Below are 22,151 nucleotides of genomic sequence, written 5' to 3' on the forward strand. Positions count from 1 at the left end.
CCGCCTGCCTCGCCCTCAGGGCGAGGCGTCCCTGTCCTCGACCGGCGGCGCGCCCGCGTCGGGCGGGGGGCGATCGATCCGCATGCTCACGTCGAGCGTGACCGTCTGCCCGGCGGACACGGAGATCGTGCGCTTCTCCTCGGGCGCGTTCGGGTGCCGGAACGTGACGAAGTGTCGCCCGGCCTGGAGCGGGATCGGCCGCGCCACCGGCGTCACGTCGATGAGCTCCCCGTCGACGACGACCTCCGCCCACGGCCTCGCGAGCACCTTCAGGTAGCCGCGCTCCTCCGAGCTCGCGCCGGGCTGCCTCGCTTCAGCGCTGGGCGGCCCGACCGCCTCGTGCTCTCGCAGGCCGAGCTCGATGAGCGCGCCGCCCGCGAGGATGAGCGCGAAGATACCGGCCAGCCGGCCCACGTCGGGCGCGATCGACGGCGCGTGGCGCCGCTCGGCCGGCGGGCGGACGGACGGCGCGGCCTGGGGCGGCAGCTCGTCCCCGCCGAGCTTCGCCGCCGCGAGCGCCCTCGTGATGAGCGCGCGCGGCGGCGGGTGGCCGCGCTCGGCGAGCTCCTCGGCGAGGGCGTCCGCGACGGCGCGGCCGTTCTCGTAGCGCTGCTCCGGCTCCTTCTCGAGGCACCGGAGCACCACCCGCTCGAGGCCGCGCGACACGTCGGGCACGAGCGCCCGGAGCGGCTGCGGCGGCGCGCTGCGGATGCGGTGCGCGACGGCCCTGCCCTCGGCCCACCGGTCGTCCTCGCGCGGCGCGATGGACGTGCGCGACGCGCGCGACGCGGCGCTCCCGTCCGCCGGCTCCGCCCTCGGCTCGTCGAAGGGGCGCGCGCCGGTGAGCATCTCGAACAGCACAACGCCGAGCGTGAACACGTCCGCCTGCGGCCCGCTCTCGGCCCCGAGGATCTGCTCCGGCGCCATGTAGTCGGGCCGCGCGAACGTGTCGCTCCCCTCGAACGGCTCGGGCAGCGACGGCAGCCGCCCGTCGAACGCCGCCGCGAACTCGAGGATCTTCACGCCGCCCGAGGGCGTGACGACAACGCGCTCGGGGCGCAGCTCGCGGTGCACGACGCCCCGCTCGTGCGCGTGCCCGAGGCCGCGCGCGATCTCCAGCGCGATGGCCGCCGCCGCGCCCTCGTCGAGGCGCCCCGCCCGCGCGCGCAGCGCGGCGAGCGTCGGCCCGGCGAGCGGCTCCAGCACGAGCCAGATCCGGTCGTCGTCGCGCTGGAAGTCGTGGATGTCGATGATGTTCGGGTGCCGGATGCGCGCGAGGATCTTCGCCTCGCGCTCCAGGCCGGCCGCGAACGCGCTCGCCGCGGACACCGTGGGCTTCAGCGTCTTGATCAGCGCCGCCCGGCCGAGCTCGGCGTGCTCGGCCCTGTACGTCACGGTGAGCGCCCGCGCCGAGACGGCCTCGCGCAGGATGTACGGGCCGAGCTGCCTGTCCGCCGCGCCCACTACCGCTGTCGAACGCGGAGCGAACGCCCCGTCATCGCCGCGGGCTGCTGGATGCCCAGGATCTCGAGCATCGTCGGCGCCACGTCGCAGATGCGCCCGCCCGACCGGAGCGCGACGCCCTGGTCGTGCTGGTTCAGGTAATAGAACGGCACCGGGTTCAGCGTGTGGGCCGTGTGGGGGTTGCCGTGCTCGTCCTTCATCTGCTCGCAGTTGCCGTGGTCCGCCGTGATCATGAGCGCGCCGCCCGCCTCGCGCACGGCGTCCGCGATGTCGCCGAGCCCCTTGTCGACCGCCTCGACGGCGTGGATGGCGGCCTCGAGGATGCCCGTGTGCCCGACCATGTCCGGGTTCGCGAAGTTCACCAGGATGAAGTCGTATTTCCCGCTCTTGATCGCGGCGACGACCTCGCTCGCGACGCCGGCCGCGCTCATCTCGGGCTTCTTGTCGTAGGTGGCGACGTCGCGCGGCGAGGGCACGAGCTTCCTGTCCTCGCCCGGGAACGTCTCCTCGCGCCCGCCGTTGAAGAAGTACGTGACGTGCGCGTACTTCTCGGTCTCCGCGCACCGGAGCTGCGTGAGCCCGGCGCGGGCGATCACCTCGGGGAACGACTCGGTGATCTCGTCCTTGGGGAACGCGACCGGCAGCTTCAGCGCCGCGTCGTACTCGGTCATGCAGTTATAGCAGTGCTCCTGGAAGGCGTGGACCGGCTTGCCGCGGTCGGTGAGGAACTCCAGGACCTCGGGCGGCAGGTTCCGCCGCGTGAGCATCGCCGAGATCTCGCGCATGCGGTCGGGCCTGAAATTGACGGAGAGGCCGACCTCCTCGCCCCACCACTCCCACTTCGGCTCCTTCGAGGCGAAGTCCGCCATGAAGTCGCCCTTGATGCCGCTGTAGTCGCCGATGCGGACGGGCTCGACGAACTCGTCCGTCTTGCCGAGCGCGTACGACTGCTGGATGGCGTCGAACGCGGTGTCGGCCCGCGGCGCGTCGCCGCGCACGATCGCCGTGTAGGCCTTCATCACGCGGTCCCAGCGCTTGTCGCGGTCCATGGCGTAGTAGCGGCCCGAGATGGTGCCGATGACGCCGACGCCCTCGAGCTCCTGCTGGACCCTCTCGACGTAGCCCCACGCGCTCTTCGGCGGCGTGTCGCGCCCGTCGAGGAACGCGTGCAGGACGACCGGGACCTCGTGGAACTTCGCGAGCTTGAACAGCGCGGAGAAGTGCTCGAGCGACGAGTGCACGCCGCCGTCCGACACGAGCCCGAACAGGTGCACCCGGCACTTGCGGTCCTGCGCGATGCGGAACGTCCTGTCGATGATCGGGTTCGAGCCGAGCTTGTTCTCGGCGATCGCGACGTCGATGCGCGAGATGTCCATCAGCGCGATCCGGCCGGCGCCGAAGTTCAGGTGGCCGACCTCGCTGTTGCCCATCTGCCCCACCGGGAGGCCGACGTCGGGGCCGCTCGTCCCGATCAACGTCTTCTGGGCGTCGCGCTTGATCGCGTCGAGGTGCGGCATCGCCGCCAGGGCGATCGCGTTCTGGTCCTTTTCTTCGCGCTCGCCGAATCCGTCGAGGATACAGAGGACGAGCGGGCGGGGGCGTTGACTGGGAGAAGGTGCGGCTTCGCTCATGGCGGCGGAATCTACAACGAAGCCGCGGCGATCGGGGGGGTCGCTCCGGGAATTTCGACCCCGCTCGGGCGCCCGCAGGGCGCGGCCGGCGCCCCTCCGTCGCGAGGGGCGCGGCGGGCTCCGGTCGGCGCGCGGCGGTCGGCACGCGGCGGCGCTGGAGCTCGAATCGTCCAGGGAACAGGGGACAGATCGTCGCGACGTGAGCCGCCCTGTAGGGCGTGCGTGCTAACCTCCGACCATGCCCGACTGCGCTCGTCGCGCCACCTACCAGGATGTGCTTGACACGCCGCCGAACCAGGTGGCCGAGATCCTGAACGGCGTCCTCCACGCGACCCCGCGGCCGTCGCTGTCCTGCCGCAACGTCACGTCGGTCCTCGCCGGCGAGCTCTACCTGCCGTTTCGCCGGGGCATCAAGGGGCCAGGGCGGTGGGCGCTCCTCGTCGAGCCCGAGCTGCACCTCGGCACGGATCCGGACATCGTGATCCCCGACATCGCGGCGTGGCGCCGCGACAGGATGCCGCAGATCCCGATGCGGAACGCGGCCATCTTCCTCGCGCCCGACTGGGTGTGCGAGGTGATCTCGCCGTCCACCGAGGCGCTCGATCGCCGCGACAAGATGGAAATTTACGCGCGCGAGCACGTGGCGCACTACTGGCTCATCGATCCGCGGCTCCGGCTCCTCGAGGTCCACCGCGCCGAGGCCGGGCGGTTCACGCGCGCGGGCGCGTGGGAGGGCGACGTCACCGTGCGCGCGGCGCCGTTCGACGCGGTGGAGATCGAGCTCGGCGTGCTCTGGCAGGAGTAGCGCGGGAAGATCGCGGGACCCGGGCGAGATAAGCTGGCGGCGTGCACGTCTCCTCGGCCTGCCCGCTCCGCGTCGCGTACCTCGTCTGGCAGCCCCGCCCCGAGGCCGCCGCGCTCACCGTGGTCTGCAAGGCGACCTTCACGCTCGAGCCGGGGCTCTCGCGCCTCGCGCCCTCGCAGGAGCCGACGTGGGAGAAGGACGTCCGCTGGGACGACGACCCGCGGGCGAGCCTCCGGGCAGCGAGCGATCTCGCGCCGTTCAAGCGCCGCGTGGACGTGCTCGTCGTCGGGCACGCCCACGCGCCCCACGGGGGCCGCGTGACCTCGCTCGTGACGCGGCTCGCGGTCGGCTCGATCGACAAGCGGATCGAGGTGCACGGGCACCGCGCGTGGACGGCGAACGGGCAGATCACGGCGGCGACGCCGTTCGCGAGGATGTCGCTCCGGTGGGAGCGCGCGGCGAGCGGCCCCGATCGGTGGAACCCGGCGGGCATCCCGCCGAACGCGCCGCCCGACGCGCGCGGGCTCCGGCCTGCGCCGAGCCTGCTGCCGCCGGGCACGGAGCTCCGCAGCCCGGCCGATCCGCTGCCGCCCGCCGGCTTCGGGCCGATCGCGCCGTCGTGGCCCGAGCGGACGGCGAAGCTGCGCCGGCACGCCGCGACGTTCGGGCACGACGCGTGGACGGAGCGGCCGCTGCCGGACGACATCGACACCGGCTACTTCAACGCGGCGCCGCCGGACCAGCAGCTCGATCAGCTCCCCGCGGGCGAGCGGATCGTCCTCGCCCACCTGCACCCGCGGCACCCGCAGCTCGCGACCGTGCTGGAGGCGGTGATCCCGCACGCGGCGCTGCTCCACGGCGACGCGGGGCCGCAGGAGATGCGCCTGCGGTGCGACACGCTGTGGATCGACGCGGATCGCGGGATCTGCACGCTGACGTGGCGGGGGGCGGTGCCGCTGCGGCACCTGGCGGAGGACGTCACGGTGGTGGTGACCGCGGAGCGGCCGCAGGCGGAGCAGGACGTGGCGGACACGCTGCTCCCGCAGGGCGCGCTCGCGGCGCGCGCCGCCGTGTCGGCGCTGGCCGACACCGCCGCGCCGGAGGTGGAGCCGGGGGGCGGCGCCGTGGCGGCGGAGCCGGAGACGACGCTCGTCCCGATGCTGCGCGCGGCGGGGCCCTCGGACGCGCTGCCGTTCGTGGCGCCCGCCGCGCTGGGGGCCCTGCCGTCGACGACCCCGCCGGCGGCCGCGGGCCCTGCCGGGCAGCCGGAGAGCGCCGTGGCGGGCGCCCGCGGCGACGAGCGCGAGGGGCCGGAGACCGCGGCGCCGGGCGCCCTCGCGTCGGACACGTTGACCTCGGGCCTCGCGGTGGCCCCCGCGGAGCCGCTGCCGTTTCATGCGGCGCCCGCGCCGCCCCGGCCGGCGATCCGCGCGAGCGCGCCGGCGCCCGCACCGGAGCCGTCGGTGGACGCGCCGGAGCAGCGCTCTCCGCGCATCACGCCGGCTCCACCGCCGTTCACGCCGGCTCCACCGCCGTTCCTGGGGCAGCTCCTGGCGAAGCCGGCGGCCGAGGCGGCCCCGGATGGCGCGGAGGCTGCGCGCGCCGAAGCGCCGCGCGTCGAAGCGCCGCGCGCCGAAGCGCCGCGCGCCGAAGCCCTGCCTTCGCCCGAGCCGGCCGTGCGACCGGAGGACGTCACGGTGGAGCGCTTCGCGGCGATCTCGGCCGAGATCGCCGAGCAGCGCGCGCCGCGCGCCGAGGTGCTGCGCGCGCACGGGATGAGCGAGCGCGCCTGGGCCCCCGTGGAGCGCCACATCCGCGCCCTGCTGGACAAGGACGCGCGCGCCGGGGGCAAGCTGCGCGCGGCGCACGACGCGGCCTACGTCGCGGCGGTCGAGTCGTTCCGCGGTCCGATCGGCCTGCCGGAGTACGCGCGCATCGCCGTGGGGCTCGAGCGCGGGATGGCCAGCGAGGTCCTCGACGCGCTCGCGATCCAGCGGACGGCGCTGATGCCCATCGTGCGGGTGTGGACGAAGCGGGCCGCGGGCCAGATGGCGCTCTCCGCGGAGCTGATGGCGCTGATGGACAAGCTGCGGGACGAGTGAGCGCGGCGCTCAGCTCACGCCGCGCGGCGAGCGGCCGTCCGGCGCCCCCGGCGCGGCTTCCTCGCCGGCGACCAGCGCGGAGGGCTGCCCGGGACCGCCGGCGAGCGCCTGCCGCGCGCGGAACTCCTCCCAGGAGAGCGGCATCGGCGGATCCTCGGAGTTGAGCCGCACCCGCTCGCCGACGATGTCGACGTCGTCGTTGGCCCGGATCTCCACGCCGCCCGGCGACGCCTCGAGCATCACCTCGCGGGCCGTCGTGCGCGCGCTCCTGCCGGCCTCGCGCACAACGCTCCCGCGCACCCGCTCGTGCAGGCTCCCGCCCACCTCGACGGCCGCGTCCTGCGCGGCCTGGATCCGCAGCGTGTCGCACGAGAGCGAGAGCGTCTTCGCGGCCGCGATCTCCAGCGACGCGCCCGAGAGCGACAGCACCGGCCCCTCGTCGGTCAGGCGGATCGACACGAGGAGCTGCCCCGCCGCGGCGCGGATATGGATCCGCTCCTCGGCGCCCTCCTCGGCGATCTCGATGGAGCGCCCGGAGGCGAGGGGCACCACCCGGGCGGGCGCCGCGAGCGCCGCGCCAGGCGCAGGCGCGAGGGCAGCAGCGGCGGCCTGCGGCGGGGGATCCTGGGGCGGCAGAGGGTCGGGCGCGTCCGGCACGGCCGCAGGGTAGCGCAGGGACGGGCGCCGCGCGCGCTCGGCCGCGGGGGCGCGCCGGTTGTGCCGCCGGGGCGCGCCGGTCCTCGCGCTTGCGCGCGCGCAAGGGCAGGGATACCCGTCGAACGCGAGCCTGCAAGGAGCCCGATGAGCGCAGTGGAGGCCTCCCCGCGTGTGACCCAGACCGTGCGGTGCGCGAAGAGCCACGACGGCAAGCTGTGGATGGTCTGCGTGGCCAAGCGCACGTATTCCTTCGCGGGCGGCCGGGTGACGCTCGCGGACGAGCAGGCGCCGGTCGTCTTCGAGCCCGACATCGAGACCGACCCGCACGACCGCTACAGGGCGCTGCGGGAGGATATGGACCTGTTCCCGCCGAAGCCGGCCACCGACGTGGTGGTGACGGGCCGGGCGCACGCGCCGGGCAAGGTGCGTGAGCTGATGGTCGGCGTGGCGGTGGGCCGGAGCGCGCGCGTGCTGCGCGTGCTCGGCGAGCGCCGGGTGGAGGTGACGCTCGAGGGGCAGGTGCGCTTCCCGGATCCGGCGCCGTTCGAGAGCGTGCCGCTGTCGTGGGACCTGGCCTACGGGGGCTACGACGCGTACGCGCACGACGAGCTCGATCCGCCGCTCCGGCGCAACGGGCGGCGGGTGGAGCGGTCGCCGCGCGAGGAGGGCGTCTTCGCGTACCCGCGGAACAAGATCGGGCGCGGCTACTTCCTCGACGTGGACCGGGACCGGGCGGACGGCGAGCTCCTGCCGCAGATCGAGGACCCGGGGGACCCGCTCACCGCGCCGCGCTTCTTCGTGCAGGCGCCGAAGGCCTGGCTGGACGCGCCGGCCTCGGGCGGGGTCGGCTGGGTGGCGCACACGTGGTACCCGCGGATCATGCGGGGGCTCGGCGCGTTCCTGGAGCACGACCCGCCGGCGAAGCCGATCCGGGAGATGGCGTTCGCGGACGGGGAGGACCTCGGGGGGCCGTTCCGGAAGAACGAGGTGCTGCCGCGGTTCGCGCAGGGCGCGGCGCCTGGGCTGGCCACGGAGCGGCTGCGGGGGGACGAGCTCGTGATCCTGAAGTACCTGGTGCCGGGGCAGCCGGAGGTGCAGTTCGCGCTGCCGGGGGAGGCGCCGGGGATGACGGTGCGGCCGCCGGGGTCGCCGAAGATCTTCACGCCGGAGCCGGTGCTGCAGACGGTGCGGATCGACGGGGAGCGGCGGACTGTGTCGCTGACCTGGTGCGGCGCGGTGCGGCTCGTCGCGCCGCTCGCGGAGGAGCAGCTCGAGGAGACGAAGCTCGGGGTGACGTGGGGGCGGTGATCAACCGGCCAGCGGGTAGGCGATCCCCTGGATGCGCAGGGTCGCCGGGCTGATCTGCAACGTCGACACGCTGTCGATGGCATAGGCCGGAGCGATCAGCGCCTCGATCCGATGGGGGAGCAGGGTATCGAGCACTTCCTGGATCAAGTACGTCGAGAGGACGCGCGCCAGCAGCCCTTCGTCGAGGCGCAGCAGCTCGTCCTGCGATGGCCAGTCGAGCGCCTGGAGCGCGCGGACCTCCCCCGACTCGGCGTCGTAGGGGAGGTCCTTGATGAGCTCCTCCCGGAGCTGTTCGAACTGGCCCCGGATCGCCGCGAGGAACCCGTCGGCTTCGGCCTCGATCCGGCAAGCGTGCGCCGGCAGACCGGGGCAGCCCTGCCCGAAGTTCATCGGCCGGCGGGTGAGCGACCTCGGGTCCGCGGGGCTTCCATCCACGTAGCACCGGAGCTTCATGCGACCTCCTCCAGCATCAGCACGTGATCCTGCCGTCCACGATGCGGCCGTCGGGATGATAGGCGATGTACCCGGACGGGACGAACCGCTCTCCGACGCGGCCGGGGCCCGAGCGGACGCCCTCTCGCAGGAAGAACTCCTCCGGGCTCTCGATGACGGGGATGTTGTTGGTCGCGTTCCCCGGGACGATGCGCGTCGTCTCGATGCTCAGCGGGCCCAGCTCGTTGGCCTTGTCGATCACCTTGCCTGCCTGGGCCTTGGAGAGCCCGCCGAAGCCCACGTCAAGGTCGCTGTCCGGCCTGAAATTGCCGCGGATCCTGCTCCCGCCGAAGACCGCGGACGAGTTGCGCTTGAAGGATTCTGTCATGATCAAGCGCGCCTGCTCCTCCGTGAGCCCAGGAATGTTCTTCACGGCGTGATCGATCTGCTCGGGGGTCGGATTCAGCCCCAGCGTGTCGACAGCCCAGGTCGGCGCCGCGTTGAAGCCGAACTGGTCACCTCCGCCGGCGAGGCCCAGCGGATCCGGGCTGCACCACCACCTCCCCACCTGCGGGTCGAAGTACCGGAACCTCGTGAGGCAAAGCCCCGTCTCGTCGTCCGCGTACTGCCCCTGGAGGCGGAACGGCGACGCCACCGCGCGGCCGGTCGAGCGCTCGCGCCCCGCACCGATGAACGCCTCGGTCTCCCGGCCTCAGGCCGAGTGCGCCGCCGACCAGGCCACCTGTCCGCTCGCGTCGAGCAGCTCCTTGGGCACGCCGACGTGGTCGTTGCGGTAACTGAACACCTCCCCCTGCTCCGCCTGGAGCAGCGGAACGAACGTCCCCGGAGCGTGAACGAAGCAGCGGGAGCCATGCTGGCTGTCGATGTCCGCCGCGAGCACGTCCCCATCCCACAGGAAGCGGACCTCGCGCCGCAGATCGCCGTGCGCGTCGAAGAGCTCCTTCCGCGTCCGCCGCCCGAAGGCGTCGTAGGTGAAGACGACCCGCTCGCCGGAGGGCAGCCGCACCTCTCGCAAGCGATCCCGGCAGTCCCATGCATACTCGGTCCGTCTGGATTCCGGCCCATCTCCCGGCTCCACCTTGGCGATCCGCCGCCCCCGGCTGTCGTAGGCATACAGCGACCGGGCGGCGTGAACGAGCCGGTCCCCTGGTGCATCTCGAGGCCCACGAGCAACCAGCCGTTGATGTCGTGGAAGTTGTGCGCCACGTCCGCTCCTCCTCACCCGACCGGGAAGCGCTCGGCCGCCTCGCTCACGCGACCGGTAAGCCTTCGGTCGCCTCCAGCCGCGCCCGCCGGCGCTCGAACTGCACCAGGCCGTAGCTCACGCTCGCCCGCCAGAGCATCCGCACCTCGGCGGCCTCCGCGTCGATGTCGACCGCGTCGAGCGCCGGCAAGAGCCGCTCGGAGGAGCCGCCCACGGTCACCGTCACCGCCACGGGCGGCGGCGGCGCCTCGAAGAGGAGCGCCTCCCCGCCGGGCCGCATCCCGCCGAGCGCGATGCGCGTGCCGGGCGCGATCGCGTCGAACGTCGTCCGCGGCGCCGCCCTGCTCGCGAGCTTGCTCGCGCCGCCCGGGTCGAACTGCTGGTCGTGCCACACGTGCACCGCGCGCAGGCCGCCCCAGAGCGGGTAGGGCGCGAAGCAGACCGGCTCGGGCCGGTCGTCCCAGCGCCGGATGAGCTGCTCCGGGTGCTCCAGCTGCGGCAGTGGCTGATCGACAGCGCGCGCAGCGTCGACAGCGAACCCATTGCCGTCGAAGTTGTGGGGATATCCGCTCTCGTGCTCCGGCAAGAACGCCTCGCCCCCTCCGTCGTCGTCGTCGAGCCGCACCACCCGCGCCGGCTCCTTCACGACGCCGCCGAAGGCGTTCCGCCAGCTCATCTCCACCCGATCGAACGGGAGCGGCGCGGTCGGCGTGAGCCCGCCGCCGAGCGCGCGCTGCCAGACGCGATGACCGTACGCCACGATCCCCGCGTCGCGCTCGCCGACCCGCAGGACCGCCGTGGCCTCGCGCGCGCGCCCCTCTCTCGGGTACACGAAGCCCGTCGCGCACACCGAGGCGACGCTCTTCTGGAGCATCCCGTCGTGCGGGTACGGCAGCTCCGGGTCGAGCAGGAGCGGCCGCTGCGCGGCCGCCAGGGTGAGCCGGCCGCGCGCGATCCGGTAGGTGACCGCGGCCAGGAAGATCGCCGTCACCCGGTCGTCCTGCTCCGCGTTCGGGATCATCGCCGCGGGCAGGGGCGTGTCGTTCGAGAAGCGCATCGCGGCCGTCAGTTCAGCTTGATGACCCCCGCGGTCACCTGGACCATGCCGCCCCCGTCCATCTCGATCGGCGAGCCGTTCACGGTGACCTTCCCGCCCTTGATCGCGATCTCGCCGTCCTCGATGACCACCTGGCCGCCCTTGATCAGGATCTGGCCGCCCTTCAGCTCCAGCGTCGACCCGTTCACCTGGAAGAGCGAGGTGTCGACCGTCATGGTGCTCGACGCGTTCACGGCGAGGGTCGTCGACTTGAGCGCCTGCACCCCGTCGGCCTTGATCTCCTGCGACGGCGCCTCGATCTTCTGGCTGGCCGAGGATTTCAGCCCCTGAGGCCCTGTCGCCGCCACGGTCTGCTCCCCGCCGACGTTGATCTTCTGGCTCGCGGCGACGCTCAGCTCGTGGGTCGCCAGGTACGCCGTCGTCTGCGCCCCGGTCACGGCGACGTCCTGGGTGCCGGTGACCGTGAGCTTGTCGTTGCCGGTGACGTCGCCCGTGCGGTTGCCGGTGACCTTCTCGTCCTGGTTGCCGGTGATGCTCGCGCTCTGGTTGCCTGTCACGGTGAGCGTCTGGTTCGCGGCGACCGAGACGTTCTGGTTGGCGCCGATGGTGACGTTCTGGTTGGCGCCGACAGTGGTCGACTCGTTGGCGCCGATGATCTCCGAGTTGTTCCCGCCGACCATGGTGCTCCGGTTCGCGCCTGTCGACTCGTTGCGGTTGCTCCCCACCGAAGATCCGCTGTTCGACGCGACCTGCTCGCTCCGGTCGTTGCCGACCTCGCTGTTCCAGTTCATCGGCGTGTGCAGCAGGATCTGCTGGCTGCCGGCTGTGTCGTCGAAGCGCAGCTCGTTGTGGGTGCCGCCGCCGGGGCTCGTCATCGTCTTGAAGGTGCTCACGGTCGGCGCGCCGCCCGGCGGGCGGTTCTGGCCGTTGTAGACGCGGCCCACCACGATCGGCCGGTCCGGATCGCCCTCCTCGAAGTCGACGATCGCCTCCACGCCGACCCGCGGGTGGAACACCGCGCCCTCGCCGACCCCGGCGAACACCTGGTTCACGCGCACCCAGCACGACGACGGCTCCTTCGCGAGCCGCTCGCCGTCCTTGTCCCAGTGGAACTTGACGCGCACGCAGCCGATCTCCGCGCCGGGCGGGCCGCCCACGTGGATCTCGGCCCCCTGCGCGGTCGGCTCCGCGGTGACGAACGCCGTCTGCGTGCCCTGCACGCGCGGCTTTGGCGTCACGCGCGCCGGCCGGAACCGCGACTCGGCGACGCTCCCGTTCTTGCCGCGGCGCGCGCACTCGAACCGCGCCGTGAACGGCACGCCCTGCAGCGCGAACCGCGCCGCGAGCTCCGGCGGCAGCGCGCCCTGCTGCTCGCCGCGCGACTCCACGCGGGTCACCAGGTACTCGCCGTCGTACCGCGACGCCGGGTGATCCAGCGCGAACACGCTCCCCGCGCCGAGCATCCGCGCCGTGCCCTCGCCGACAGCGTAGCTCGCCTCCACGATCAGCCGGTCGAGCTTCGCCTGGGCGAGCGGCCGCCCCTGGTCGGGCGTGTCCGGGTAGCGCCCCGGGTACTCGTGGTCGACGAGGCCCTCGCCGTCCGGCTGGCCCGACGTGGACACGGCCATGTCGAGCGCGGGCTTCTTCCAGTTGTAGTCGACGAGCGACACCTTCCTCGGGCGGAGGCGCGCCCCGAGCTTCATCGTCGCGATCTCGCGGCCGAGCACCCCGGGGCCGAGCGGCGCGAACGGGGCGAGGCGCGCCCGGCCGCCGTCCGTGTCGGCGAGGACGAGGAGGCACGTCCCGTCGCCATGCTCGAAGTGGTAGCTGATCCCTTCCTCCTCGAGCAGGCGCGAGACGAACGCGAGGTCGCTCTCGTTGTACTGCACGCAGTAGGGCCGCGTGGCCACGTCGTCGATGCGCGTGGGGTCCGTCACGCGCCACGCGTAGACCTCCCGCGCCGGCTCGAAGGTGAGCGCGTCGCCCGCGTCGGGCTCGGCCGTGGCGCCGTCGTCGCGGCGCAGCGACGGGTCGCCCTGGAGCACGGCGTCGATGATCTGGCGCGTCGTCTTCTCGAGGAAGATCCTGCAGCGGGTGCGGTGCATCGACCGCGCGAGCGGCGGCGAGAGCACGACGCGGTAGAGCATGCCGTCGTAGATCGGCCCGATCTCCTCCGCCTCGGTGATGATCCCGTGCACCGCGCGGTAGGCCGGTTCGGAGCGCGTTGTCACGCGCAGGGTCGCTCGAGTGCCGATGAGCTCTTCCGGGTCCACCCCGGGGGCCGGCTCGTGGGCGACCAGCACCAGCTCGTAGCGGTACAGGCTCGAGATCGCCTCGCTGCCCCGGAGCTCGACGACCTGCAGGTGTCGCCAGGGCCCGGCCCCTTCGGCAGCGCCCTCCCACGCGAAGGCGAAGTCGACGTCGCTCACGGTGCCGTTCTCCCGTTCAAGGTGGGCTCAGCGTACCCTGTCCGGCAGCCGGCTGGAACCGTGCGGGGTCCACGCTCGCCCGGGGCTCCCGCCGCCTCCGCGCGGCTCCAGGCCCAGCGCCGGCCCTGCTGGCGCCAGGGCGGGTCGGCTCAGGGGCTGCGCATCGGCGCCGGCGTGTAGAGCTCCGCGGTCGGCCAGGTCCTCACGGTCTCGTAGCTGCTGCCTCCTGCCACGAGGACCTGACCGGTCGAGAGCAGCGTCGCTGTGTGCCAGTAGGCGGTGGTGCTCATCGCGCCTGCGTCTATCCAGGTGTTCGTGTCCGGATCGTACAGGTCGGTGCTCGCCAGGGCATGGGAGCCCTCCTCTTCGAGGCCGTCATAGCTGCCCACCACGAGGACCTTGCCGCCCGGAAGCCGCGTGGCCGTGTGCAAGGCGCGGCCATGGCTCATCGAGCCTGCGTCCGTCCAGGCATCGGCCACCGGATCGTACGCCAGCGCGCTGCTGAAGTAGCGGCCCGTTTTCTCGTTGATGCCGCCCGTCACCAGGACCTTGCCGCTGGGAAGCAGCGCCGCCGCGTGCCCCTCGCGTGGCTCGCGCATCGAGCGCCCCGTCGTCCAGGTGTTCGTCACCGGATCGTAGAGCCGCGGGTACAAGCCCTCGCGCAGCACCATGACCTTCCCGTCCCGGAGCACCGTCACGCTATGCAGGTCGCGGCCGACGCCCGCCGCGTCATCGATCGTCCAGGTGTCCGTCGCCGGATCGTACAGCTCTGTGCCATTGCCGCCGCCCACCACCAGGACCTTGCCGTTCAGGAGCTGCGTCGCGCTGTGGCCGTGACGGGCGAGGACCATCGGGCTCACCGCCGTCCAGGTGTCCGTCGCCGGATCGTACAGCTCCGCGCTCGCCAGCGCGCGCTCGAGGGCATCGCGGCCGCCTGTGACCAGGACCTTGCCGCTCTGGAGCCGCGCCGCGGCGTGCTCGAAGCGGACGGCGCTCATCGAGGCAGCTGCCGTCCAGGCGTTCGTCGCCGGGCTGTACAGCTCCGCGCTCGCCCAGTAACGCCAGTCGGTATCCGCGCCTCGTCCTCCCGTCACGAGCACCTTGCCGTTCGCGAGCAGCGTCGCGGTGTGCAGGTGGCGGCCGGAGATCATCGACCCTGCAGGAGCCCAGATCGGATGGGTCCGCAGGGCTTCCCCGCGCGCGCCCACGCGCGGCGCTGCAGAGGCGAGCTCCGGCGAGGCGGCGTCGCCGTCACCACCGGAGCACCCGGAGGCCGCCATGGCCAGGATCGTGAGCGGGAGCCACCAGCGTTGGAGATGCGCGATGAGCTGCATCGATCCATGGAACGCCCACGAGCACAGGAGTCAAGCCACCGCGCAGCGCTCATCGCAACAGCGCCGTGACGACCTGAGCGGACACGCGCGGCTCCCTTGAAGCGGGGACGGTGCGCCGACGGCGAGCGGTGTGGCTGAGGCGGAAGGCGCGTCGATCCGACGCAGCCACCGATGCCCGCCGGCCCCCTCAGGGCAGCCGGAACAGCGGGCGACCGAAGGGCAGGAACGGCCAGGGGATGGCGGCGAGGACGACGAGCAGCGCGAAGAGGACGCCGAGCGCCATGCGCCGGTGCTGCGTCGTGGGATCCGCGGCGCGCTTCGCCCGCGCCGAGGCCACGTGGGCGATCGCCACCGCCACGATCATGCCGAAGGCGTGCTCGACGGCGAAGAAGCGCAGCGCGGCGACGGGCATCGAGGCCTTCAGCGCGGCCAGAGAGCTCGGCGTGACCGGGCTGAGCACGACGTAGAGCAGGACGCCGAGGAGGAGCTGGGCGTCGAGCGATCCGACGAACGCGGCGCCGAGCTTGCGATCGGCCGCGGTCCGCGGCGTGCGCTGGGCCCAGCCCCGGGCCGACCGCACCAGCGCCGCCAGCCCGAGCAGCAGGACGGCCCAGCGCAGCCACGAGTGCAACGAGAGGACGATGGAATAGATCATGGTCTCTGCTTCCCGGCCGCGGTGCCGGCTTCGATGATGTATTGCGCCACGTCGGCGAGATCCGACGTGCGCATGCCCCGGAAGCTGGGCATCGGGGGGACGTCGGTGCGCTTGCGGCCCGGGGTCACGGCCCAGCGGACGATGCCCTCGGGATCCGTCGCATACAGGCTCGCCATCTCGGTGAGCGGGGGCCCGACAAGCTTGGTGGACGGGGCATGGCACGCCGCGCAGTGGGTGGAGAACAGGGCCTTGCCCTGCACGGCCCGGGGCGAGAGGGCGACGCCCTCGTCGGCGGGAGCAGGCCGCTTGCACGCGGCCACGAGCAGGGGCAGGGCGGCGAGGAGCGGCGACCATCTCATGCGGGCGGGCCGGAACGTAGCGCGCCACCGCCCCGGGCGCATGCGACGCGGTGACGCAGGGGATGAAAAGTCCGTGCCCCGCGCGCCGCTATGCCGCGGCGCGCGCCGCCTTCCAGCCGGCCGCGAACGCCTCGATCTGCTCCTTCAGATGGACGCACTCGCGCCGGACGACCCTCGACGCGAACACGTCCTGCATCAGCCTGTCGGCGGCCTTCCCCAGGAAGGGGAGGTTGAGCGAGCCGCGCAGCTCGTCCGAGAGCAACGTCGCGCCGCCGGGCAGCGGCTTCAGCCGGTACTGGGACGAGTGCGGGAAATTGCTCCTCGGCTCCTTGAGATCGGTCTCGACCCAGCCGATCCCCGTCCCTTCCTCCCAGTGGGTCACCCGCGCGCCGCGCGGCTCCGGGGCGCTCCCGAAGAACGAGTGATCGATGATCACGCGCGTCCCCTTGCCCCGGCGCTGGTCGGTCTCGAAGCGCATCGCCACGTGGAAGTCGTTCACCTTCATCAGGCGCTCGAGATCGCTCATCCATGCCCACGCGATCTCGATCGGCGCCTCGAGACGGATGCTCTCCTGGATGTACAGCAATGGACCCTCGCTTTCTCCCGCTGGAGCCGGCGCGGTCACGTTAGCATGCGGGAGCGGCGGACCGCGCCGCGGCCTCACCGGGGGCGCCGCGCTGCGCCGGCTGATCCAAGCGAGCGCCCATCCCGCGCCTTCGCCCGCATCCACCGCTCCCTCCCGCGCGCTTCGGGGTAAGCTGTGGGCGGACTCATCATGGCCCGTTCTCCCATCCCGACCTGGTGCTTCGCCGTGGTGCTGGTGAAGCTCGGCGACCGCTTCCTCCTGGTGCACGAGCGCAAGCACGACCAGCTCTGGTACCTGCCCGCGGGCCGGGTCGAGCCCGGCGAGACGTTCGCGGAGGCGGCGTGCCGCGAGGCGCTGGAGGAGACGGGCGTCCCCGTGAAGCTGCAAGGCATCCTGCGCATCGAGCACAGCCCGAGCGCGCTGCAGGCGCGCATGCGGGTGATCTTCCTCGCGCGCCCCGCCGACGACACGCCGCCCAAGCGCGAGCCCGACAAGCACTCGCTCGAGGCGCGCTGGGTCGCGCTGAAGGAGCTCAGGGCCCTGCCGCTGCGCGGCCCCGACGTCGAGCCGCTCTGCCGCGGCGTGCTGGCCGGGGCGCCGGTGTTCCCGCTGTCGCTGCTCGGCCCCGAGGGGGAGCCGCTCCTCTGAGCGGGCGCGCCCCGCGCGAGGGCGGCCCCGGCGACCGGCGCGGCCCCTGTCTTCTTCGCAGCGGCCACGCTCGATCCACCTGCGCCGAGGGCACACACCGCGGCCGGCGCTTGCCTATCGGCTTGCACCGACTCGCATTGATGGGCGCGGACGACGCCTACAGCTTCAGCTTCATCCCCTGGTGGCTCGCCACGAAGCCGAGCCGCTCGTAGAAGCGGTGCGCGCGCAGCCGCGCCTTGTTCGAGGTGAGCTGCACGCGGAGGCACCCCCGCCGCCGCGCCTCGTCGATGGCCCAGCGCATCATCGCCTCGCCGATCCCGCGGCTGCGCAGGCCCGGGTCCACGATCACGTTCTCGACCTGCGCCACCCGCCCTCCGTGGTTGGCCACGTACTGGATGATGGTCAGGTGGAATGCGCCGGCCACGCGCCCCTCGACCTCCGCCACGAGCAGCGCGTTGTCCGGATCCTCCGCGATGGCCGCGAGCGCCTCCCGGTAGCGCGGATCGAGCGGCGGACCGGGGTGGTCCGTCTTCACGTTGCCCTCGTCGGGGATCGAGAAGAGGTGGACGATTGCCGGCAGGTCCGCCTCGACGGCGCGCCGGATGGTGGGTACGAGCTGCGGCTGGCTCACGCGCGCATTCTGCACCATCGCCCGGCGGCTCCGCGAGGAAAACTCAGGCTCTCGTCCTTCTCCAGGCCTCTGGCATTCTGGTGCATTCCCCTTGAGTCGTCTGGACACGGCCAGTCGTGCCGTGCAGAGTCAGCGCACCACAACGTCGACGCAGAGGACGATGTAGATGCGCGTGATCAATACAGCCGGCATCCCCGCGATCGAGTACCTCAAGACGGATGAGCGCACTCTGCTGGGGCTTTTCAAGGATTTCCGGAAGCACGCGGAGCTCTCGGCTTTCCTGCCAGAGGCTTGCCGCCTGTCTTTGAGGTGGATACGCCTCTCACCGGATCAACGGTTCATGACGCGTGAGCTCCCGACGAGAGGCATGCTCGTCGTCACCGGCGGCTCCGGCGAGGTCATCGGGGAGTCGCCCCGGGAGATCCAGGCGGGAGACGTCGTGCTCGTCCCGCCCGGCGGGCTGCGCGGGCTCGTGGGCGGAGCGCCAGACGGGCTCTCCGCGATATCCATTCATTTCGAGGGAGAGGGCGCCCGCTGGGACACGCCGTGCCTGTGCGCGACGACCGCGCCGGGCGGCCAGGTCGAGGGCCCTCCGGGCGGAGCCGCGCTGGATCGCCTCCTCGAGGAGAACGAGGTCCATGCGCGCGAGTTCGCCGGCAGCCCCCTGATGCAGCTCCTCCGGTCCGAGCGCGCCCGCGGGGACGAGGTGAAGCGGCGGATGCTCGGCGCGCTCCAGATCTGGTCGGACGCGTTCCAGAAGGTGCTCTGCGCCAGGGTCGTGTTCGAGTCGCACCCGGCGGCCAGCGCGATCGCCGAGCGCCACTTGGCCGACGAGGTCGGGCACAACCGCCGGCTCGCGCGGATGCGCGGCCCGTCGCGCTCGCCGTCCTGGGATCGCGGCATCGCCGCGGCGTCGTCCTGGTTCATCGAGCGGATGGGCTCGGCGTCCACCGAGGAGCGCACCGTCCTCGTCCACTTCGTCATCGAGCGCTGCGCCGACATCCTCCTCACCGCGGCCCAGGCGGTCTTCCCCGACGTGGACTATTTCGCCATCCACGCCCAGGTGGACGCCGATCATTTCAGGCTGGGGCACGAGCTCCTGAAGAGCTTCCCCGGCCTGGACATCGCCCCGCTCCGCGGCGCGCTCACCGAGGGGTGGCAGATGATGAACATGATCTGCCAGCGCATCAACGACATCGCCGAGGGCAGCGGCGCGGCGATGGATCTGCCGGCGGCCTGCGATCTTGCCGCCGATTCACCGAGCGAGCTCTCGATGGCTCCTGCCGCGGAGTGAGCTGCGCGGCGCTGTGATGAGGTGAAGAGGGAGAGATGAACCACAGAGGCACAGAGGGCACAGAGGAGAGACAGAGAGGAGAACCTGGTGTTTATTCTCTCTCTCCTCTGTGCCCTCTGTGCCCTCTGTGGTTCATCCTCTGTTCATGATCCCGGGGCGACCCGGGGCCGGGCGCTAGCTCGCGGCCTTGACCACGTTGGTGATGCCCTGAACGCTCTTCGCGCTCTTGGCGAGCATCTCCTTCTCTTCGGCGCTCAGCGGCAGCTCGACGATCTTCTCGACGCCCTTGCCGCCGATGATGACGGGCACGCCCATGTAGATGTCCTTGTAGCCGTACTCGCCGTCCAGGTAGACGGCGGCGGGGAGCAGCCGCTTCTGGTCGAGCAGGTAGCTCTCGGCCATCACGACGGCGCTCGAGGCGGGCGCGTAGTAGGCGCTCGTCCCCATGAGCTGCACGATCTCGCCGCCGCCCTTGCGGGTCCTCGCGATGAGCGCGTCGAGCTTCTCCTTGCTGACGAGCTCGGTCGCGCGCACGCCGTTGATCGTGCACGCCGACGGGATCGGCACCATGTCGTCGCCGTGGCCGCCGAGCACCATCGCGCGCACGTCCTTCACGGACACGTTCGCCTCGCGCGCGAGGAAGAGCTGGAAGCGCGCGCTGTCGAGCACGCCCGCCATGCCGAGCACGCGCTCGCGCGGGAAGCCCGTGCGGCGCTTGAACTCGTACACCATCGCGTCGATCGGGTTCGAGATGACGATCACGAGCGCGTTCGGGCAGTGCTCCTTCGCGCCGTCCGCCACGCTGCGGATGATCGGGAGGTTCGTCGCGACGAGGTCGTCGCGGCTCTGGCCCGGCTTGCGCGGGATGCCCGCCGTGACGATGAGGACGTCGGCGCCGGCGCAGTCGGCCCAGCTCGAGGTCCCCTTGATCGAGGCGTCGTAGCCGAGGACGGCGCCGTTCTGCTCGAGGTCGAGCGCCTTGCCTTTCGCGAAGTCGGTCTTCTGGGGGATGTCGAACAGCACGACGTCCCCGAGCTCCTTGCGCGCGATGAGGGCCGCGAGCTCCCCGCCGATGTTCCCGGCGCCAATGAGGGCGATCTTCTTTCGGTTGGCCATGCGCGGCCCTTTACCACCCCGCCGGCCGGGGACCAACGGGGCTCCCGGGCCGGGCGCGGGGGAGGGAACTCGGCCGGCGCCTTCGAAACCTGTCGACTCGGCCCCGGAGGCCGGGTAAGCCGCGCCCCATGGTCACCGAGGACGATCTGCGCACCGCGCTCGGCAGGGTGCTCGAACGCACCTCGCTCGCGGGCCCCTTCGCCCGCTACGAGGGCAAGGTGCGGGACTGCTACACGACGCCGGACGGCCGGCGCCTGCTCGTCGTCACCGACCGCATCAGCGCCTTCGACCGCGTGCTCGGCACGCTGCCGCTGAAGGGGCAGGTGCTGAACCGGCTCTCGGCCTTCTGGTTCGAGCGCACGCGCGACGTCGCGCCGAACCACATGCTCTCGCAGCCCGACCCGAACGTCCTCGAGGCGATCGAGTGCACGCCGCTGCCGGTCGAGATGGTCGTGCGCGCCTACGTGACGGGCGTGACCTCGACCAGCATCTGGACGCACTACGCCCGCGGCGAGCGCGTCTTCTGCGGCCACCGGCTCCCCGACGGCCTCCGCAAGAACGAGCGCCTGCCGCGGCCCATCCTGACCCCGAGCACCAAGGCGCCGAAGGGCGGACACGACCTCTCCGCCTCGCGCGACGAGATCCTCGCCCTCGGGACGATCGCGCCGCGCGACTTCGACGCCGCCGCCGAGATGGCGCTCGCGCTCTTCGAGCGCGGCGCGCGCCTCTGCGCGGAACAGGGGCTCATCCTCGTCGACACCAAGTACGAGTTCGGCAAGGACCGGAGCGGGAACATCGTGGTCATCGACGAGATCCACACCCCCGACTCGTCCCGCTTCTGGTTCACGTCCTCCTACGCCGATCGCTTCGCCGCCGGCGAGGACCCGGAGTCGTTCGACAAGGAGTACGTGCGCCGCTGGCTCGCCGCGCGGGGCTTCCAGGGCGACGGGCCGATCCCGCCGATCCCCGACGAGATCCGGATCGAGGCGTCTCGCCGTTACATCGAGGCGTTCGAGCGGATCACCGGCGCGGCCTTCGTCCCCGATCTCGAGGACCCGGCCGTGCGCATCCCGCGCAACCTGGGAGTGTAGGTGGGCGCGGCCGCGCCCGTTGTAGCGTCGCGCGAAGAGCGCTTGGAGCAAAGCCAGTGAAAGCCGTCGTCACCGTCCGACTGAAGAAAGAGGTCCTTGATCCGCAGGGCGACGCCGTGAAGCGCGCGCTCACCTCGCTCGGGTTCCCGGGCGTCAAGGGCGTGCGCGTGGGCAAGCTGATCGAGATCGAGCTCGATCCGTCGCTGGGCAGCGCGCCCGATCTCGAGGCGCGGCTGAAGAAGATGGCGGACGAGATGCTGGCCAACACGGTCATCGAGGACTACGAGGTCACGCTCGCGCCGTAGGCCGTGGCCCGTGGCGCGCGCGCGCGGCTCAGGCCTCGGGCGCGACGAGCTTCTTCGACCAGAGGATCGCGTCCTTGCGGGCGCGGCCGACGACGAGGTGGCGCGCCAGCACGGCCGAGCGGCGGAAGCCGTTCGCGAGCAGGGCGGCGCACAGCTCCTGGTCGTCCGCGGGCGCGAAGGTGAACGTGCTCACGGCCCTCTCCTGGACGAGGCGCTCGCAGAGGGCGCCGATCGCCGCCGTGGTGGCGAGCCGCTCCGACTCGTGGCGCGGCGAGGAGAGGATCTCCAGGAACGAATTGCCGAAGCACGACTGCATCTCCCACGCCGCGTGGAGGCTGAAGCCGCCGCGCGCGGACAGCGCGTAGCCCGTCCGCACCGCGTCGCGCCCGAACGGCTCGAAGCCCGTGAGCGCCTGCCCCGCCCGCTGCGCGGCAGCGACGGCGCGCCGCAGCTCCGGGCCGCTCGCCGGCGCGATCTTGATCGCGGGCAGCGGCCGCCCCTCGCTCTCCCGGAGCAGCCGCCGCGCGCGGGCGACCGTGCGCTCCGCGAGCAGCACCGCCGGTGAGCCCGCCTTGCCCTCGCCCTCGGCGCCCTCCTCATCGTCGCCCTGCTCGCGCATCTGCGACGACATCTCGGACACCACCGCCCCGAGGATCCACGCGTCGCTGCGCTTGTAGAAGCCGGGGATCGACCCTTCCCGGACGAACCCGAGGCGCGTCCACGTCGGCACCTCGTCGCGCTCGACGAGGGTGAAGATCTTCTCGACCCCCTCGCGCTTCGCGGTCGACAGGACGAAGCTCCGCTTGGACGGGGTCGGCCCGGCGCGGAAGTCGATGATGCGGAGCGTCCGGTGCCGTCGATTGACCAGCAGGCAGAGCGAAACAGCGTCGTTCCGGAACAGGAGCTCGTCGACACCGCTGCTCGACGTCGAAGACAGGTTTGTCGCTGCCATACCCCTCGTGCTCGGCGCGGGCGTGATGCCTCGGGTCACGCCGCCATTGCAGACTTGCAAATTGCAAATC

At 72.4% G+C, this 22,151-nt stretch carries 22 protein-coding genes; 7 read left to right on the plus strand and 15 right to left on the minus strand.

Annotation, left to right across the window (positions count from 1 at the left end; translation table 11 throughout):
* Window positions 1-15 precede the first annotated feature (15 nt).
* Window positions 16-1,464, minus strand: coding sequence for a serine/threonine-protein kinase (locus tag WMF42_RS05540; RefSeq protein ID WP_434045855.1), 1,449 nt, complete (start codon window positions 1,462-1,464; stop codon window positions 16-18).
* A complete protein-coding gene (gpmI, locus tag WMF42_RS05545) occupies window positions 1,464-3,095 on the minus strand; it encodes a 2,3-bisphosphoglycerate-independent phosphoglycerate mutase (RefSeq protein WP_061609557.1) in 1,632 nt (543 codons plus the stop codon). The genes WMF42_RS05540 and gpmI overlap by 1 nt, the downstream gene beginning before the upstream one ends.
* 238 nt (window positions 3,096-3,333) lie before the next feature.
* Here gpmI and WMF42_RS05550 point away from each other — a divergent pair, with 238 nt between their 5' ends.
* Both WMF42_RS05550 and WMF42_RS05555 read left to right on the plus strand, forming a co-directional pair.
* The gene (locus WMF42_RS05550) at window positions 3,334-3,900 is read left to right on the plus strand and encodes a Uma2 family endonuclease (RefSeq protein ID WP_061609558.1); all 567 of its coding nucleotides are present in this window, start codon (window positions 3,334-3,336) and stop codon (window positions 3,898-3,900) included.
* 41 nt (window positions 3,901-3,941) lie between these two features.
* Window positions 3,942-6,002, plus strand: coding sequence for a DUF2169 domain-containing protein (locus WMF42_RS05555; RefSeq protein ID WP_437690662.1), 2,061 nt, complete (start codon window positions 3,942-3,944; stop codon window positions 6,000-6,002).
* Window positions 6,003-6,011: 9 nt separating this feature from the next.
* Here WMF42_RS05555 and WMF42_RS05560 read toward each other — a convergent pair whose 3' ends face one another.
* Entirely contained in the window at window positions 6,012-6,659 is a 648-nt protein-coding gene (locus tag WMF42_RS05560; RefSeq protein WP_437690664.1) for a hypothetical protein, read from the minus strand.
* A gap of 144 nt (window positions 6,660-6,803) precedes the next feature.
* Between WMF42_RS05560 and WMF42_RS05565 the strand changes: the two genes are divergently transcribed.
* On the plus strand, window positions 6,804-7,967 hold the full coding sequence (locus tag WMF42_RS05565; protein ID WP_437690666.1) for a DUF2169 family type VI secretion system accessory protein: 1,164 nt from the start codon (window positions 6,804-6,806) through the stop codon (window positions 7,965-7,967).
* Here WMF42_RS05565 and WMF42_RS05570 read toward each other — a convergent pair whose 3' ends face one another.
* The 9 genes from WMF42_RS05570 to WMF42_RS05610 form a co-directional block, all read right to left on the minus strand.
* Window positions 7,968-8,420 (minus strand): hypothetical protein, encoded by a 453-nt coding sequence (locus WMF42_RS05570; protein WP_437690667.1) that lies wholly within the window; start codon window positions 8,418-8,420, stop codon window positions 7,968-7,970.
* A 16-nt stretch (window positions 8,421-8,436) separates the two neighbouring features.
* Complete coding sequence (locus WMF42_RS05575) at window positions 8,437-9,054, minus strand: RHS repeat-associated core domain-containing protein (RefSeq protein WP_437690668.1); 618 nt, start codon at window positions 9,052-9,054, stop codon at window positions 8,437-8,439.
* 57 nt (window positions 9,055-9,111) lie between these two features.
* Window positions 9,112-9,426: an RHS domain-containing protein gene (locus WMF42_RS05580; RefSeq protein WP_061609803.1), complete on the minus strand. Its 315-nt coding sequence runs from the start codon at window positions 9,424-9,426 to the stop codon at window positions 9,112-9,114.
* 244 nt (window positions 9,427-9,670) lie between these two features.
* Window positions 9,671-10,681: a DUF2169 domain-containing protein gene (locus WMF42_RS05585; RefSeq protein ID WP_437690670.1), complete on the minus strand. Its 1,011-nt coding sequence runs from the start codon at window positions 10,679-10,681 to the stop codon at window positions 9,671-9,673.
* Window positions 10,682-10,689: 8 nt separating this feature from the next.
* Window positions 10,690-13,110, minus strand: coding sequence for a type VI secretion system Vgr family protein (locus WMF42_RS05590; RefSeq protein ID WP_437690672.1), 2,421 nt, complete (start codon window positions 13,108-13,110; stop codon window positions 10,690-10,692).
* A gap of 149 nt (window positions 13,111-13,259) precedes the next feature.
* A complete protein-coding gene (locus tag WMF42_RS05595) occupies window positions 13,260-14,444 on the minus strand; it encodes a Kelch repeat-containing protein (RefSeq protein WP_061609806.1) in 1,185 nt (394 codons plus the stop codon).
* Between the two features lie 187 nt (window positions 14,445-14,631).
* Window positions 14,632-15,099, minus strand: coding sequence for a hypothetical protein (locus tag WMF42_RS05600; protein WP_061609807.1), 468 nt, complete (start codon window positions 15,097-15,099; stop codon window positions 14,632-14,634).
* Window positions 15,096-15,458 carry a c-type cytochrome gene (locus WMF42_RS05605; RefSeq protein WP_233561926.1) on the minus strand — a complete coding sequence of 121 codons (363 nt, stop codon included), beginning with the start codon at window positions 15,456-15,458 and terminating at the stop codon, window positions 15,096-15,098. The genes WMF42_RS05600 and WMF42_RS05605 overlap by 4 nt, the downstream gene beginning before the upstream one ends.
* 88 nt (window positions 15,459-15,546) lie before the next feature.
* Window positions 15,547-16,044, minus strand: coding sequence for an SRPBCC family protein (locus WMF42_RS05610; RefSeq protein WP_437690675.1), 498 nt, complete (start codon window positions 16,042-16,044; stop codon window positions 15,547-15,549).
* Between the two features lie 189 nt (window positions 16,045-16,233).
* Between WMF42_RS05610 and WMF42_RS05615 the strand changes: the two genes are divergently transcribed.
* Window positions 16,234-16,692 (plus strand): NUDIX domain-containing protein, encoded by a 459-nt coding sequence (locus tag WMF42_RS05615; protein ID WP_061609810.1) that lies wholly within the window; start codon window positions 16,234-16,236, stop codon window positions 16,690-16,692.
* 157 nt (window positions 16,693-16,849) lie between these two features.
* On the opposite strand, the gene WMF42_RS05620 is transcribed toward WMF42_RS05615, so the two are convergent.
* Window positions 16,850-17,323 carry an N-acetyltransferase family protein gene (locus tag WMF42_RS05620; RefSeq protein ID WP_437690677.1) on the minus strand — a complete coding sequence of 158 codons (474 nt, stop codon included), beginning with the start codon at window positions 17,321-17,323 and terminating at the stop codon, window positions 16,850-16,852.
* A gap of 340 nt (window positions 17,324-17,663) precedes the next feature.
* Between WMF42_RS05620 and WMF42_RS05625 the strand changes: the two genes are divergently transcribed.
* Window positions 17,664-18,617: a hypothetical protein gene (locus WMF42_RS05625; protein WP_437690678.1), complete on the plus strand. Its 954-nt coding sequence runs from the start codon at window positions 17,664-17,666 to the stop codon at window positions 18,615-18,617.
* A gap of 174 nt (window positions 18,618-18,791) precedes the next feature.
* Here the strand turns inward: WMF42_RS05625 and mdh are convergent, their stop codons facing one another.
* On the minus strand, window positions 18,792-19,733 hold the full coding sequence (gene mdh / locus WMF42_RS05630) for a malate dehydrogenase (protein WP_061609812.1): 942 nt from the start codon (window positions 19,731-19,733) through the stop codon (window positions 18,792-18,794).
* 128 nt (window positions 19,734-19,861) lie between these two features.
* Here mdh and WMF42_RS05635 point away from each other — a divergent pair, with 128 nt between their 5' ends.
* Both WMF42_RS05635 and purS read left to right on the plus strand, forming a co-directional pair.
* Window positions 19,862-20,824 carry a phosphoribosylaminoimidazolesuccinocarboxamide synthase gene (locus WMF42_RS05635; protein ID WP_437690681.1) on the plus strand — a complete coding sequence of 321 codons (963 nt, stop codon included), beginning with the start codon at window positions 19,862-19,864 and terminating at the stop codon, window positions 20,822-20,824.
* A gap of 56 nt (window positions 20,825-20,880) precedes the next feature.
* Window positions 20,881-21,129 carry a phosphoribosylformylglycinamidine synthase subunit PurS gene (gene purS / locus WMF42_RS05640; RefSeq protein WP_061609813.1) on the plus strand — a complete coding sequence of 83 codons (249 nt, stop codon included), beginning with the start codon at window positions 20,881-20,883 and terminating at the stop codon, window positions 21,127-21,129.
* 28 nt (window positions 21,130-21,157) lie between these two features.
* Here the strand turns inward: purS and WMF42_RS05645 are convergent, their stop codons facing one another.
* Complete coding sequence (locus WMF42_RS05645; protein ID WP_061609814.1) at window positions 21,158-22,081, minus strand: hypothetical protein; 924 nt, start codon at window positions 22,079-22,081, stop codon at window positions 21,158-21,160.
* Window positions 22,082-22,151: the final 70 nt, after the last annotated feature.

Origin of the sequence: Sorangium sp. So ce176 (genome assembly GCF_051519835.1) — a bacterium.
Taxonomy (GTDB): domain Bacteria; phylum Myxococcota_A; class Polyangia; order Polyangiales; family Polyangiaceae; genus Sorangium; species Sorangium cellulosum_G.

Excerpts from the sequence above, each read along its gene's own strand:
- gpmI (WP_061609557.1), bottom strand. The coding sequence starts at position 3,095 with ATGAGCGAAGCCGCACCTTCTCCCAGTCAACGCCCCCGCCCGCTCGTC.
- WMF42_RS05550 (WP_061609558.1), top strand. The coding sequence starts at position 3,334 with ATGCCCGACTGCGCTCGTCGCGCCACCTACCAGGATGTGCTTGACACG.
- WMF42_RS05565 (WP_437690666.1), top strand. The coding sequence starts at position 6,804 with ATGAGCGCAGTGGAGGCCTCCCCGCGTGTGACCCAGACCGTGCGGTGC.
- WMF42_RS05570 (WP_437690667.1), bottom strand. The coding sequence starts at position 8,420 with ATGAAGCTCCGGTGCTACGTGGATGGAAGCCCCGCGGACCCGAGGTCG.
- WMF42_RS05585 (WP_437690670.1), bottom strand. The coding sequence starts at position 10,681 with ATGCGCTTCTCGAACGACACGCCCCTGCCCGCGGCGATGATCCCGAAC.
- WMF42_RS05595 (WP_061609806.1), bottom strand. The coding sequence starts at position 14,444 with ATGCAGCTCATCGCGCATCTCCAACGCTGGTGGCTCCCGCTCACGATC.
- WMF42_RS05600 (WP_061609807.1), bottom strand. The coding sequence starts at position 15,099 with ATGATCTATTCCATCGTCCTCTCGTTGCACTCGTGGCTGCGCTGGGCC.
- WMF42_RS05605 (WP_233561926.1), bottom strand. The coding sequence starts at position 15,458 with ATGAGATGGTCGCCGCTCCTCGCCGCCCTGCCCCTGCTCGTGGCCGCG.
- WMF42_RS05615 (WP_061609810.1), top strand. The coding sequence starts at position 16,234 with ATGGCCCGTTCTCCCATCCCGACCTGGTGCTTCGCCGTGGTGCTGGTG.
- WMF42_RS05625 (WP_437690678.1), top strand. The coding sequence starts at position 17,664 with ATGACGCGTGAGCTCCCGACGAGAGGCATGCTCGTCGTCACCGGCGGC.
- mdh (WP_061609812.1), bottom strand. The coding sequence starts at position 19,733 with ATGGCCAACCGAAAGAAGATCGCCCTCATTGGCGCCGGGAACATCGGC.
- WMF42_RS05635 (WP_437690681.1), top strand. The coding sequence starts at position 19,862 with ATGGTCACCGAGGACGATCTGCGCACCGCGCTCGGCAGGGTGCTCGAA.
- WMF42_RS05645 (WP_061609814.1), bottom strand. The coding sequence starts at position 22,081 with ATGGCAGCGACAAACCTGTCTTCGACGTCGAGCAGCGGTGTCGACGAG.